Annotated in this window: 4 protein-coding genes; 3 read left to right on the top strand and 1 reads right to left on the bottom strand. The window is 63.4% G+C overall.

Going from position 1 to position 15,416, the window contains the following annotated elements; all coding sequences use genetic code 11:
* Positions 1-61: 61 nt before the first annotated feature.
* Positions 62-586: an SgcJ/EcaC family oxidoreductase gene (locus LCH65_RS19005; RefSeq protein ID WP_003371658.1), complete on the top strand. Its 525-nt coding sequence runs from the start codon at positions 62-64 to the stop codon at positions 584-586.
* Between the two features lie 79 nt (positions 587-665).
* Here LCH65_RS19005 and LCH65_RS19000 read toward each other — a convergent pair whose 3' ends face one another.
* On the bottom strand, positions 666-1,202 hold the full coding sequence (locus LCH65_RS19000) for an RNA polymerase factor sigma-70 (protein WP_003319375.1): 537 nt from the start codon (positions 1,200-1,202) through the stop codon (positions 666-668).
* A gap of 315 nt (positions 1,203-1,517) precedes the next feature.
* Here LCH65_RS19000 and LCH65_RS18995 point away from each other — a divergent pair, with 315 nt between their 5' ends.
* Together LCH65_RS18995 and LCH65_RS18990 are read left to right on the top strand one after the other, a co-directional pair.
* Positions 1,518-2,276, top strand: a complete 759-nt coding sequence (locus LCH65_RS18995) for an alpha/beta fold hydrolase (RefSeq protein WP_065350154.1) — start codon at positions 1,518-1,520, stop codon at positions 2,274-2,276.
* Between the two features lie 95 nt (positions 2,277-2,371).
* Complete coding sequence (locus LCH65_RS18990; protein ID WP_260523868.1) at positions 2,372-15,382, top strand: non-ribosomal peptide synthetase; 13,011 nt, start codon at positions 2,372-2,374, stop codon at positions 15,380-15,382.
* Positions 15,383-15,416: the final 34 nt, after the last annotated feature.

The raw sequence follows: 15,416 nt of genomic DNA, 5'->3' as shown, positions 1-15,416 counted from the left end.
GGCGGGGAGGGCAAAGTGGCACTCACTGAATCCCTGAACAGATCCCCGTAGGAGAGTAGCGATGAAAATGAAATTGACCGCCCTGGCCCTGTTGCTGGCTGTGAGTGCGCCGATGGTCCACGCCGCCGCCGAGCCTTCCGGCTACACCTACCGCATGGTGGCCGAGACCCCAAGCAACGTGAACGACAAGGAGATCGCCAGTCTGTTCGACCGCTGGAACAAGGCCCTGAAGACCGGTAGCTCGCAGACTGTAGTGTCGCTCTATGCACCGGACGCAGTTCTGCAGCCGACCGTTTCGAACAAGGTCCGGGCAACGCCTGCGGAGATCAAGGACTACTTCGATCACTTCCTGGCGCTCAAGCCGGCCGGTGAGATCAACTACCGGGAAATCCGCCGCCTGGGTCCGGATGCAGCGGTGGACAGTGGTGTCTACACGTTCACCCTGACCGCCGCTGACGGCAAGAAGAGCACAGTCCAGGCGCGCTATACCTTTCTGTACCACCGCGTCGGCAACGAGTGGAAGATTCTCAACCACCACTCCTCGGCGATGCCGGAAGTACAGCCCGAGTATCAGGTCAGCCGCTGATCTGTCATCCGCCAGGCGGAAAACAAAAAATCCGGAGCCAGTGCTCCGGATTTTTTTTGCCTGTCTGAACCGCTCGCTGTCAGGCTTCGGCCTGTGCGCCATTGACCTTGCGGCAATGAATCAGCGCATCGCGAATCATGAAGTTGACCAGCGTCGGCGACACACCCAGTTCCTTGGCAATGTCCTTTTGCGGCACGCCGTGCAGGCGGTACATCTCGAATGCATAGCGAGTGCGGGGCGGCAGCTCGGTCAGGGCATCGGCAATTTTCTCCAGGCTGGAGAAGTTGATGTGCGAGATTTCCGGCGAGGCACCTTGAATCACCACGTTCAGCCCCTCGGCCTCCGGGCCGGTGTATTTCTGTTCGAGCGCCTGTTTGCGGTAATGATCGATGGCCAGGTTGCGCACGATCTGAAACAGGTAACTGAGCTGGGCCTTGAAGGTCAGCGTGGCCTGAGGTGCCGAGCGCAGTCTGAAAAAGGCATCCTGCACGACGTCTTCGGCGCGCGAGCGGCAACCCACGATGCGGGCTGCAATCTTGACCAGCAGCAAGTAGTTATCGACGAAGGCCTGGAGTAAGGGTGAGTCGCACTTACTTGTGATTACGTGTTCCGTCATGGAATTCACCTTGCTGCTTCAACAATGGAGGGGAGGGCCGCATGGAGGGGCAGCACCGTCACATGGGGCGACAAATTAGCCTTAATGATAATTATTGTCAAATGCGAAATCCAATCAGTGCACTTTAAAAGGGCGCTTTCATCGTGCCTGTTCTCGCTGCGTGCATCCGCCTAATTATTTGCAGACGCCATCCGTTCTCATTGGTGACAGGCCCGACCACGGTTGCGGCCAGGGAATACCTCAGGAGAACCCCATGCGTTCCGATCACGCGCATCGCCGCCTTTACATCCGCGCCCACAGACAGGCGGTTTCGATATGAGCACGCCGGTGAGCCTGACGCTGTTCTGTCTGCCTTATTCCGGGGCCAGCGCGATGTTCTACAGCCCTTGGCGGCGCAAATTGCCGGAGTGGCTGAACGTGCGCCCGCTGGAGCTTCCCGGTCGTGGCATGCGCATGGACGAGCCCTTGCAGACCGACATCGTGCAACTGGCCAATCATCTGGCCGACGAAATCAGCGCCGAGCTGGACAAGCCCTATGCGTTGTTTGGCCACAGTCTGGGCGGGCTGCTGGCCTTTGAGCTGGCGCACGCCTTGCGCGAGCGCGGTCTGCCCGCACCGCTGGCGCTGTTCGCATCAGCGACTGCCGGTCCGGTGCGCCGCGATGTCAGCGAATACGTCGCCGCCAAGACCGATGCGCAACTGATCGACCGGCTACGCACGCTCAAGGGCACCAGCGAAAACGTCATCGCCAATCAGGAACTCATGCAGTTGATGCTGCCGATCCTGCGTGCCGATTTTCTGCTCTGCGGCAGCTTTGTGTACGGCAGGCGCGAGCCGCTCAGCGTGCCGATCCATGTATTTGGCGGCAAACAGGACAGCATCAGCGTCGAGGAACTGCTCGACTGGCAGGAAGAGACCCGCACCGGATTCTCTCTGGACATGTTCGAGGGCCATCACTTTTATCTGGTCGACGAGCAAACACAGCTGCTCCGTCTGCTGCGGCGCTATTGCGAACAGCACCTGGCCCGCTGGCGCAACAGCACCTCACGGCAAATGAACCGGGCCGCCGGTTGACCCTGTTTGCCTCGCGCGCGGCCTCTTTGCAGGGCGCGCGTCTTTTTTGAAATTCAGATTTTATCTGGCACGCCGAATCTAGCAGGAACCCCATCATGGATGCGTTTGAACTCCCCGACACTCTGGCTCAGGCTCTTCAGCGTCGCGCCTTGCACAGGCCGGATCGGCTGGCGCTGCGTTTTCTCACCGATGAGAAAGACCAGGGCCTGGTGTTGACCTACCGTGATCTGGACCTGCGCGCGCGGACCATCGCTGCTGCGTTGCAACGTCAGGCCGTGCCGGGGGATCGGGCGATTCTGCTGTTCCATAGCGGGCCGGACTATGTCGCGGCGTTCTTCGGCTGCCTGTATGCCGGGGTCATTGCCGTGCCGGCTTATCCGCCGGAATCCAACCGTCGCCATCACCAGGAGCGCCTGCTGTCGATCATCGCCGATGCCGAGCCGCGTCTGCTGCTGACCGGTTCCGATTTGCAGCCGGCCTTGCTGCAGATGGACGAGTTGACCGCCGCCGATGCGCCGCCACTGCTCTGTGTCGACACGTTGCCTGCTGCCCCGGCACGAGACTGGCAGGGCCCGCAGTTGCAGGCCGACGACATCGCATTCCTGCAATACACCTCGGGCTCGACTGCGCTGCCCAAGGGCGTGCAGGTCACGCATGGCAATCTGGTCGCCAACGAGTTACTGATCCGCCACGGCTTCGGCATCGACCTCAACCCGGACGACGTGATTGTCAGCTGGCTGCCGCTGTACCACGACATGGGCCTGATCGGCGGCTTGTTGCAACCGATTTTCAGCGGTGTCCCGTGCATCCTGATGGCCCCCGCGTACTTCCTTGCCCGGCCATTGCGCTGGCTGGAAGCCATCAGTGAATACGGCGGCACCATCAGCGGTGGGCCTGACTTTGCCTACCAGCTGTGCAGCGCACGGGTCAGCGAGTCAGCGCTGGAGCGTCTGGACCTGAGTCGCTGGCGCGTGGCGTATTCGGGCTCCGAGCCGATTCGCGAAGACAGCCTGAGGGCATTTGCCGAGAAATTCGCCAGTTGCGGCTTCACGCCTGACAGCTTCATGGCGTCCTACGGCCTGGCCGAAGCGACGCTGTACGTGGCCGGTGGCAAGCGCGGCAAGGGTATTCCATCGTTGCGCCTGAATGCGCAGGCGCTGGCGCGCAACGTCGTAGAACCGGGCGACGGTCAGCCGGTCATGAGCTGCGGCACAGGCCAGCCAGGGCATGGCGTACTGATTGCCGACCCGGCCAGCCTGCAGGTGCTCGACGAAAATCAGGTTGGCGAAGTCTGGGCCAGCGGGCCGAGCATCGCCCACGGCTATTGGCGCAACCCTGAGGCCACCGCCAAGGCATTCGTGCAGCATGCCGGGCAGACCTGGCTGCGCACCGGCGACCTGGGTTTTCAGCGTCACGGCGAGCTGTACATCACCGGTCGCTTGAAGGACATGCTGATTGTTCGTGGCCATAACCTGTACCCGCAGGACATCGAAAAGCTCATCGAGAGTGAGGTGGATGTCGTGCGCAAAGGCCGTGTGGCGGCGTTTGCCGTCACTCAGGACGGTAACGAAGGCATCGGCATTGCTGCTGAAATCAGTCGCAGCGTGCAGAAAAGCCTCACGCCCGAAGCGTTGATTAAAATCATCCGGCAGACCGTGGCCGAGGCGTTTCAGGAAGCGCCGAGTGTCGTGGTGCTGCTCAATCCGGGCGCGCTGCCCAAGACCTCCAGCGGCAAATTGCAACGCTCGGCCTGCCGCACGCGTCTGGCCGACGGCAGCCTGGACAGCTACGCGGTGTTCCCCGCGAGCGATACCACTCTTTCAGGCTGTGCCCCAAGCCGCGGCTCGGACCTGCAAGCGCAGATTGCCACAGTCTGGTGCGAGCAGTTGCAGTGTGAGCAGGTCAGTGCTGACGACCATTTCTTCCTGCTGGGCGGCAACTCGATTATCGCGACTCAGGTGGTGGCCCGCCTGCGCGAAGCGCTGGGGATCGACCTGAACCTGCGACTGCTCTTTGAAGCGCCGACGCTGGCGGCCTTCGCGGCGCAGGTCGAAGCGCTGCAGGTCGCCGCCTTGCAAGGCGACAGCCAGACGCAGAGCGCCATCGCCCGATTGCCCGGCAACGAGCATCTGCCACAGTCCATGGCCCAGAACCGCCTGTGGTTCCTCTGGCAGCTCGATCCGCACAGCAGCGCCTACAACATTCCCGGTGGGCTTCACTTGCGCGGTGAACTCGACAGCACTGCATTGCGCACCAGCTTCCAACGCCTGATCGAGCGTCATGAATCGCTGCGTACGCGCTTCTACGAACAGGGCGGCGTGGCCCTGCAACGTATCGACGCGCCCAGTGAATTCCACCTCGACACCCTCGATATCAGCGATCTGCCCAGCACCGAGCGTCAGGCACGGGCCGTGGCAATTCGCGAACAGCAGGCGCGTCTGCCGTTCGATCTGCAACATGGTCCATTGCTGCGCGTCACGTTGTTGCAACTGGACGAAGAAGAGCATCAATTGCTGGTCACGCTGCACCACATCATTGCCGATGGCTGGTCGCTGAATGTGCTGATCGACGAGTTCTCGCGCCTTTATGCCTCGGCCGTTCAGGGCCAGACCCTGGAGCTGACACCGTTACCGCTACGTTATGCCGATTATGGCCAATGGCAGCGCGAATGGCTGGCGAACGGCGAGGCCGAGCGCCAGTTGGCTTACTGGCAGCAGCAACTGGGTGATGAACAACCGGTCCTGACGCTGAACACCGACCATCCGCGTTCGGCCCGTCAGCAGCACAGCGCTTCGCGCTACAGCCTGCGCTTGACTGCCGAACTGAGCACCGCCGTGCGCAACACCGCGCAAGCCTGGCAGTCGACGTCGTTCATGTTCCTGCTGGCAGGGTTCCAGACCCTGTTGCATCGTTACAGCGGGCAAGCCGACATTCGTATCGGTGTGCCCGGCGCCAATCGGCCACGCCATGAAACCCAGGGCCTGATCGGCTTCTTCATCAACACCCTGGTGCTGCGCGCAGAGCTGGACCCGCGTCTGCCATTCTCGACCCTGCTGGCTCAGACCCGGCAGGCGGCGCTTGAAGCCCAGGCCCATCAGGACGTGCCGTTCGAGCAACTGGTCGAAGCGTTTCCGCAGGCGCGCGAGCACGGTCTGTTTCAAGTCATGTTCAACCATCAGCAACGCGACCTCGGCGCACTGCGTCGTTTGCCGGGGCTGCTGGCCGAAGAACTGCCGTGGCACAGCCGCGAGGCCAAGTTCGATCTGCAACTGCACAGCGAGGAGGACCGCAATGGTCGCCTGACGCTGTCTTTCGATTACGCTGACGAACTGTTCGAGCACGACACCATCGTCGCCATGGCTCGGCACTATGTACGGCTGCTGACGCAGGTCAGCCAGCAGGCACAGCTCACGCTGGGTGATGTGCAGCTGCTCAGCGCCGAGGAGCAGGAGCAACAGGCGCAATGGAGCGCCGCGCCTTGCGCAGCGGCCACGTTGTGGTTGCCTGAACTGCTGGACCGCCAGGCGCGGCAGACCCCGGAACGTATTGCGCTGGTGTGGGAGGGGGGCAGCCTCGACTTCGCCGGCCTGCACACGCAGGCCAACCGCCTGGCGCATTACCTGCGCGACAAGGGCGTTGGTCCGGACATCAAGGTGGCGATCGCCGCCGAGCGTTCGCCGCAGCTGTTGATCGGGCTGCTGGCGATCCTCAAGGCGGGCGGGGCGTACGTGCCGCTGGACCCGGACTATCCGATGGATCGACTCGCCTACATGCTCCAGGACAGCGGGGTCGAACTGCTGTTGACCCAGAGCCATCTGCTGGGCGACCTGCCGAGCGCCGAAGGCGTGTGCACGGTCGCGATGGATAGGCTGCACCTGGACAACTGGCCGGTCAGCGCGCCGCGTCTGAACCTGCACGGCGACAACCTGGCGTACGTGATTTATACCTCCGGCTCGACCGGTCAGCCCAAAGGCGTCGGCAACACCCATGCGGCACTGGCCGAACGCCTGCAATGGATGCAGGACACCTACGCGCTGGATGAAAGCGACGTGCTGATGCAGAAGGCACCGATCAGCTTCGACGTCTCGGTGTGGGAGTGCTTCTGGCCACTGATCACCGGCTGCCGTCTGCTGCTGGCAGGCCCTGGTGAACACCGCGACCCGCAGCGCATCGCGCAGCTGATCAACGCGTATTCGGTCACCACGCTGCACTTCGTCCCGCCGCTGCTGCAACTGTTCATCGATGAGCCGCTGGCGCAACAGTGCAGCAGCCTGCGTCGGCTGTTCTCTGGCGGCGAAGCATTGCCCGGCGAGCTGCGCAACCGGGTGCTGGAGCAACTGCCCGGCGTACAGCTGCACAACCGCTATGGCCCGACTGAAACCGCGATCAACGTCACCCACTGGCAGTGCCGGATCAGCGACGGCCTGCGTTCGCCGATCGGCCGTCCTCTGGGCAATGTGCTGTGCCGGGTGCTGGACAGCGAACTGAATCCGCTGCCACGCGGGGTGGCCGGTGAGTTGTGCATCGGCGGCATCGGTCTGGCGCGCGGTTATCTGAAGCGTCCCGGGCTGACCGCCGAGCGCTTTGTCGCCGATCCGCTGGGGCAAGTGGGTGAGCGCCTGTACCGCACAGGGGACCTGGTACGCTGGGGCACTGATGGCGCGCTGGAATACCTTGGCCGTCTGGATCAGCAGGTCAAACTGCGCGGTTTTCGCGTCGAACCACAAGAGATCGAAGCCCGCCTGCTGGCCCAGCCAGGCGTAGGCCAGGCAGCCGTGCTGCTACGCGAAACCGTTGCCGGGCCGCAACTGATCGGTTACTACACCGCCGAAGCAGGGCAGAGCGTCGAGGCCGAGCGGATCAAGTCGGCGCTGGCCCTGGAACTGCCGGATTACATGGTCCCGGCGCAGCTGGTGCGTCTCGACAGCATGCCCCTGAGCCCGAGCGGCAAGCTGGATCGCCGCGCCTTGCCCGAGCCGCAATGGCAGACCCGCGAGCACGTAGAGCCGCAGACCAATCTGCAAAAACAGATCGCCGCTGTCTGGCGACAGGTGCTGGGTGTGCCGCGTGTCGGCCTGCGCGATGATTTCTTCGAACTGGGCGGGCACTCGTTATTGGCCACGCAGATCATTTCCCGCGTGCGGCAGGCGTGCGACATTGACCTGCCGTTGCGGGCGCTGTTCGAAGCCAGCGAGCTGGGCGCGTTTGCCGAACAGGTTGAGTGCATTCAGCAGTCAGGCGCACGCAGCAGCCTGCAGCCGATTGCCCATGTCGACCGCAGCCAGCCGGTGCCGTTGTCCTATTCCCAGCAGCGCATGTGGTTCCTCTGGCAAATGGAGCCGGACAGCCCGGCCTACAACGTCGGCGGCATGGCGCGCCTGAAAGGCGTGCTGAACATCGAGTGTTTCGAGGCAGCGCTGCAAGCCTTGATTCTGCGCCACGAAACCCTGCGCACCACGTTCCCGAGCGTCAACGGCGTAGCGTGCCAGAAGGTCAGCGAGCAGTCCGGCCTGCGCGTGCAATGGCAGGACTACTCGGCATTGCCCGCCGAGCTTCGTCAGCAGCGCATTCAGGCGCTGGCCGACAGTGAGGCGCACCAGCCCTTCGATCTGGAAACCGGACCGTTGCTGCGCGCGTGTCTGGTCAAGTCGAGCGACCTTGAGCATTACTTCGTCCTGACCCTGCACCACATCGTCACCGAAGGCTGGGCGATGGACATTTTCGCCCGCGAACTGGGGCAGCTTTACGAGGCCTTCCTCGAAGGACGACCTTCGCCGCTGGAACCGCTGGCAGTGCACTACCTGGATTACAGCGTCTGGCAACGGCAGTGGATGGAAGCCGGTGAACGCCAGCGCCAGCTCGATTACTGGACCGCACAGCTGGGCAACGAGCACCCATTACTGGAGCTGCCTGCGGACCGGCCGCGTCCGCCGGTGCAAAGCCATCAGGGCGAACTGTATCGCTTCGACCTGAACGCCGACCTGGCCGCAAAAGTTCGTGCATTCAATGCCCGCAATGGCCTGACCCTGTTCATGACCATGACCGCCACCCTGGCGGTATTGCTCTACCGCTACAGCGGCCAGAACGACCTGCGCATCGGCGCACCGGTGGCCAACCGCATCCGTCCGGAAAGCGAAGGGCTGATCGGCGCGTTCCTCAATACCCAGGTGCTGCGCGTGCAGCTTGACGGGCAGATGAGCGTCGCCCAGTTGTTCGAACAGGTTCGCCACACGGTGATCGAAGGCCAGTCACATCAGGACCTGCCGTTCGATCATCTGGTCGAAGCCCTGCAACCGCCACGCAGCGCCGCCTACAACCCGCTGTTTCAGGTGATGTGCAACGTGCAGCGCTGGGAATTCCAGCAGAGTCGCGAACTGGCGGGCATGACCGTCGAGTACCTGGTCAACGATGCGCGGGCCACCAAGTTCGACCTCAATCTGGAAGTCACCGAGCTGGATCACCGACTGGGTTGCTGCCTGACCTACAGCACCGATCTGTTCGACGAACCGCGCATCGCGCAGATGGCCGAGCACTGGCTGAACCTGCTGCAGGCGCTGCTCGCTGATCCACAACAACGCCTGAGTGAATTGCCGCTGCTGCAGGACACAGAGCGTCAGCAACTGCTCGACAGCCTCGGCGTCGAAGCGGGTGAGCAGCGGCTCGACCAGTGCATTCACAGCCTGTTCGCCGAACAGGCACAACGGCGTGCAGACGCGCCAGCGCTGACCTTCGCCGGGCAAACCCTCAGCTACGCCGAGCTGGACGCCAAGGCCAACCAATTGGCCTGGATGCTCCGCGAGCGCGGCGTCGGCCCGCAGGTTCGCGTCGGTCTGGCGCTGCCGCGCTCGCTGGACATGGTCGTCGGCCTGCTGGCGATCCTCAAGGCTGGCGGTGCCTACGTGCCGCTCGACCCGGAATACCCGCTGGAACGCCTGCACTACATGATCGAAGACAGCGGCGTCGGGCTGCTGCTGAGCGATCGTGCCCTGTTTGCCGCATTGGGTGAGTTGCCTGAGGGTGTTGCCCGCTGGTGCCTGGAAGATGATCAGCCATTGCTGGCGTCCTGCCCAACCTGTGAGCTGCCGTTCATAAACCTGCCGCAGCACCAGGCGTACCTGATCTACACCTCCGGATCGACCGGCAAACCCAAAGGCGTGGTGGTGTCCCACGGTGAAATCGCCATGCATTGCCAGGCGGTGATCCGGCGCTTCGACATGCGCCCTGACGACTGCGAGCTGCATTTCTACTCGATTAATTTCGATGCTGCCACCGAGCGCCTGCTGGTGCCCTTGCTCAGCGGTGCACGCGTGGTGCTGCGTGCTCAGGGGCAGTGGGACGCTGAAGAAATATGCACGCTGATTCGCCAGCAGCAGGTCAATATTCTCGGCTTCACGCCCAGCTATGGCAGCCAGTTGGCGCAGTGGCTGGCAACCCAGGGCCAGACCCTGCCGGTGCGCATGTGCATTACCGGCGGCGAAGCGCTGACCGGCGAACACCTGCAACGTATCCGTGCAGTGTTCCAGCCCGAGCTGTTGTTCAATGCTTATGGCCCGACCGAAACCGTGGTCATGCCGCTGGCCAGCCTGGCCCCGCAGCAACTGGAGGAGGGCGAAGCCAGCGTGCCGATCGGTCGCGTGGTCGGCACAAGGGTGGCGTACATTCTCGACGCCGATCTGGCGCTGGTGCCCCAGGGCGCGAGCGGTGAGCTGTACATCGGCGGAGCGGGCCTGGCGCAGGGCTATCACCAGCGCCCCGGCATGACTGCCGAACGCTTCGTGGCCGATCCATTCGCCAGCAACGGCGGGCGTCTGTACCGCACCGGTGATCTGGTGCGCCAGCGCGCCGACGGTTTGGTGGAATACCTGGGGCGTATCGACCATCAGGTGAAGATTCGCGGCTTCCGCATCGAGCTGGGTGAAATCGAGACCCGTCTGCTGGAGCATGCAGCGATCCGCGAAGCCATTGTGCTGGCGCTGGACACGCCGTCGGGCAAGCAACTGGCGGGCTATCTGGTCAGCGATGTGGCCGGGCAGGGCGACGAGCAGCAGACGCAATTGCGTGAAGCGCTCAAATCGCACCTCAAGGCGCAACTGCCGGACTATATGGTGCCGACCCACCTGATCCTGCTCGACAGCATGCCGCTGACCGCCAACGGCAAACTCGACCGCCGCGCCTTGCCTGCACCAGACCCGGAACTCAATCGTCAACACTACGTAGCGCCCGCCAGTGAGCTGGAACAGCAGTTGGCGGCAATCTGGTGTGCGGTGCTGAACGTGGAAAAAGTCGGCCTCAACGACAACTTCTTTGAACTGGGCGGCGATTCGATCCTGTCGATTCAGGTGGTCAGCCGGGCGCGTCAGTCGGGCATTCATTTCAGCCCGCGTGATCTGTTCCAGCACCAGACCGTACAGACCCTGGCTGCCGTGGCGACCACCCGCGAATTGATTCAGGCCGAGCAGGGCCAGCTTGACGGTGCTTGCGGCCTGACGCCGATTCAGCACTGGTTTTTCGACACGCCTATCCCCGAGCGTCAGCACTGGAACCAGTCGCTGCTGCTGGAGCCGCTCAGCGCCCTGGACCCGAACCTGCTGGAGCAGGCGTTGCGTGCGCTACTCGAACAACACGATGCCCTGCGCCTGAGTTTCACCGAGCACGAGGGTACGTGGCAGGCAGAACACCGCGCAGTGACCGCCGACACCCTGTTGATTCGGGCGCGGGTCACCGACATGGCCGAATGCGCAGCTCTGTACGCCGACACCCAGCGCAGTCTCGATCTGCAAGACGGTCCGCTGCTGCGCGCCTTGCTGGTCGATGGGCCGCAGGGCCGGCAACGGTTGCTGATGGTGATTCATCACCTGGTGATCGATGGCGTGTCGTGGCGTGTGCTGCTCGACGATCTGCAAAACGCTTATCGTCAACTGCGCGACGCGGCGTCTGTGCGCTTTACGGCGAAGACCAGCGCCTTCCGCGACTGGGCCGCGCGTCTGCAGGCCTATGCAGGCAATGAATCGTTACGTGAAGAACTGCAGCTGTGGCAGCGCCAGCTGGGCGGTCCTGCGACGACTCTGCCGTGCCATAACCCGCAGGGCGGTCAGCAGAATCTGCATGCGCAGACGGTCAGCGTGCGACTGGATGCCGAACGTACCCGGCAATTGCTGCAACAGGCGCCGAGTGCCTACCGAACCCAGGTCAACGACCTGCTGCTGACCGCGCTGGCCCAGGTGGTCTGCCGTTGGAGCGGGCAGCCGTCGACGCTGATCCAGCTTGAGGGTCACGGCCGTGAAAACCTGTTCGATGACATCGACCTGACCCGCACGGTGGGCTGGTTCACCAGCGCCTATCCGCTGCGCCTGACGCCAGCGCCGGCTGCCGATTCGGCACCGGGCGACTCGATCAAGGCGATCAAGGAGCAACTGCGTCAGGTGCCGCACAAGGGGCTGGGCTATGGCGTGCTGCGCTACCTGGCCGACAGTGCCAGCAAGGCTGCCATGCAGGCGCTGCCGGTGGCGCCGATCACCTTCAACTACCTCGGCCAGTTCGATCAGAGCTTCGCTGACGACGCGCTGTTCCGTCCGCTGGAAGAGTCGCCAGGCGCGGCCCACGACCCGCAGGCGCCGCTGCCCAACGAACTGAGCATCGACAGTCAGGTGTATGGCGGCGAGTTGTTGCTGCGCTGGACCTTCAGTGCCGAGCGCTATGAACCGGCTGCCATCGAAGCGCTGGCACAGGATTACCTGGCCTGCCTGCAGGCGCTGATTGCCCATTGCCTGGCCGATGGCAGCGGCGGCCTGACGCCGTCGGACTTCCCGCTGGCTGCTCTGGATCAGGCGCAGCTCGACGCGCTGCCGGTTCCGCCAAGCCACATCGAAGACGTCTACCCACTGACCCCGATGCAGGAGGGCATGCTGCTGCACACGCTGCTTGAGCCGGGCACCGGGCTGTATTACATGCAGGACCGCTACCGCATCAACAGCGCGCTCGACCCAGAGCGTTTTGCCCAGGCCTGGCAGGCGGTGATCGCCCGTCATGAAGCGCTGCGCGCCTCGTTCTGCTGGGATATCGGCGAAACCATGTTGCAGGTCATTCACAAGCCGGGCAGCACGCCGATTGATTATCTGGACTGGCGTGACGTACCGGAGGACCAGCAGGAGCCGCGTCTGCAGGCCTTGCTCAAGTCCGAGCGCGAGGCCGGTTTCAATCTGCTTGATCAGCCGCCGTTCCACCTGCGCCTGATCCGCGTCGACGAGGCGCGCTACTGGTTCATGATGAGCAACCACCATATCCTGATCGATGCCTGGTGCCGCTCGCTGCTGATGAACGATTTCTTCGACATCTACACTGCGCTGGGCGAAGGCCGCGATGCGCAACTGGCCCCCGCACCGCGCTATCGCGACTACATCGGCTGGTTGCAACGCCGAGGACTGACGCAGGCGCGTGACTGGTGGCGAGATAACCTGCGCGGCTTCGAACGACCGACGCCGATCCCCAGCGACCGGCCGTTCCTGCGTGAACATGCCGGCGACAGCGGTGGCATGGTGGTGGGCGACTGCTACACCCGTCTCGATGAACACGACGGTGCACAGCTGCGCGAACTGGCGCAGCAGCATCAACTCACCGTCAACACCTTCGCCCAGGCGGCGTGGGCGCTGACCCTGCGGCGCATGAGCGGTGAGCGCGACGTGGTGTTCGGCGTTACCGTGGCCGGGCGGCCGGTGGAACTGCCGCAGATGCAGCGCACGGTCGGCTTGTTCATCAATACCATCGCCCTGCGTGTCGGCATGCCGGCTGACGACCAGCGTTGCAGCGTTCGCCAGTGGCTCGGCCAGTTGCTGGACAGCAACATGCAACTGCGCGAGTACGAATACCTGCCGTTGGTGACCATTCAGGAAAACAGCGAGCTGCCCAAGGGCCAGCCACTGTTCGACAGCCTGTTCGTGTTCGAGAACGCGCCGGTCGAGGTCTCGGTGCTGGACCGTGCGCAAAGCCTGAATGCCACCTCGGATTCCGGTCGTACCCACACCAACTACCCGCTGACCGCAGTCTGCTATCCGGGCGATGACTTGGGTCTGCACCTGTCCTACGACCAGCGCTATTTCGACGAATCCACCGTGCAGAGCATGCTCGGTGAGTTCAAGCGCCTGCTGCTGGCGCTGGTCGAAGGCTTTCATGGCGACATGGCCGAACTGGCGCTGGTCAGTGAGCAGGAACGCGCTTTCCTGATCGACGGTTGCAACCAGAGTGACCATGCTTACCCGCTGGATAAAAGCTATGTCGAGCTGTTCGAAGCGCAGGTCGCGGCGCATCCGGAGCGCATTGCGGTCAGTTGCCTGGAGCGCCAGCTCAGCTATGCCGAGCTGAATATCGCCAGCAACCGTCTGGGCCATGCCCTGATCGAGGCCGGTGTCGGGTTCGATCAGCCGGTTGCCTTACTGGCCGAGCGCGGTGTTGAATTGCTCGGCATGATCATCGGCAGCTTCAAGGCCGGTGCCGGTTACCTGCCGCTGGACCCGGCGCTGCCGAACGCCCGTCTGAGCGGCATCATCGGCCAGAGCGCCACACCGCTGCTGGTGTGCAGCGCTGAGTGCCTGGAACAGGGCAGGGCGCTGCTCGAAGCACTGCCCGAAGGGCGCCGACCGCAGTTGCGGGTCTGGGAAGACGTGCAGCAGAGCGATTCCGCGCAGCACGATCCTGGTCGCTACAGCGCGCCGGACAACCTCGCTTATGTAATCTTTACCTCAGGCTCCACCGGGCTGCCGAAGGGCGTGATGGTCGAGCAGCGCGGCATGCTCAATAACCAGTTGAGCAAGGTGCCTTACCTGAGCCTGAGCGACCGCGATGTGATCGCCCAGACCGCCTCGCAGAGTTTCGACATTTCGGTCTGGCAGTTCCTCGCCGCGCCGCTGTTCGGTGCTCGGGTGGACATCGTGCCGAACGACATCGCCCGCGATCCGCAGGCGCTGTTGGCGCATGTTCAGGCACAGCGCATCAGCGTGCTGGAAAGCGTGCCGTCGCTGATCAACGGCCTGCTCGCCGAACCGCAGGCAGCGCTCGACGGCCTGCGCTGGATGTTGCCGACCGGTGAAGCCATGCCGCCGGAACTGGCCAGCCAGTGGCTGCAATGTTACCCGCAGATCGGCCTGGTGAATGCCTATGGTCCGGCTGAATGCTCTGATGACGTGGCGTTCTTCCGGGTCGATGCGCAGTCCACTCGCAGCGCTTATCTGCCGATCGGTTCGCCGACCGACAATAATCGTCTGTACCTGCTCGATGATGCGCTGGACCTCGTGCCGCTGGGTGCGGTTGGTGAGCTGTGTGTGGCCGGGGCCGGTGTCGGTCGTGGTTATGTCGCTGATCCGCTGCGCACCGTTCCGGTGTTCGTACCGCATCCGTTCGGTGCGCCGGGCGAACGTCTGTACCGCACCGGTGACCTGGCGCGGCGCCGCAAGGACGGCGTGCTGGAGTACGTCGGCCGGGTCGATCATCAGGTGAAGATTCGTGGTTATCGCATCGAGCTGGGCGAAATCGAAACCCGTCTGCTGGAGCATCCCGCTATCCGTGAGTCAGTGGTGCTGGACGTCGACGGCCCATTGGGCAAGGTGCTGGCGGCCTATCTGGTGCCGCGCTTCGCGACGCAGGATCATGAGGCCCTGCGTGACGAGGTGAAAGGCCACCTCAAGGCCAGCCTGCCGGACTACATGGTGCCGACGCATCTGGTGCTACTGGAGGCCATGCCGCTGACCCCGAACGGCAAGCTGGACCGCAAGGCCCTGCCGGCGCCGGACGTCAGCCTGGCGCAGCAGGATTACCTGGCACCACAGACGGAAATGGAGCAGCAGCTGGCAACGATCTGGGCTGATGTGCTCAAGGTCGAGCGCGTGGGCATTACCGACAACTTCTTCGAGTTGGGCGGGCACTCGCTGCTCGCGACCCAAGTGGTGACCCGAGCGCAGAAGCGCTTGCAGCGTAACGTGCCGTTGCGGGCGATGTTCGAATTCAACACCGTTCAGGCGTTGGCGCAGCACCTGGAAAGCCTTGGAGGAGCGCAGGTCGACGAGCAGAAATTCGACCGTCTGGCGGACTTGATGGCGGAACTGGAAGGGCTCTGATCAGCCTCTCGTCGGAGCGACGGGGCTGCGGATA

Source organism: Pseudomonas sp. MWU16-30316, from assembly GCF_020515645.1.
Lineage (GTDB): Bacteria > Pseudomonadota > Gammaproteobacteria > Pseudomonadales > Pseudomonadaceae > Aquipseudomonas > Aquipseudomonas cerasi.
Note: the sequence above shows the minus strand (reverse complement) of the source record. Positions and strands in the feature narration are given on the sequence as shown.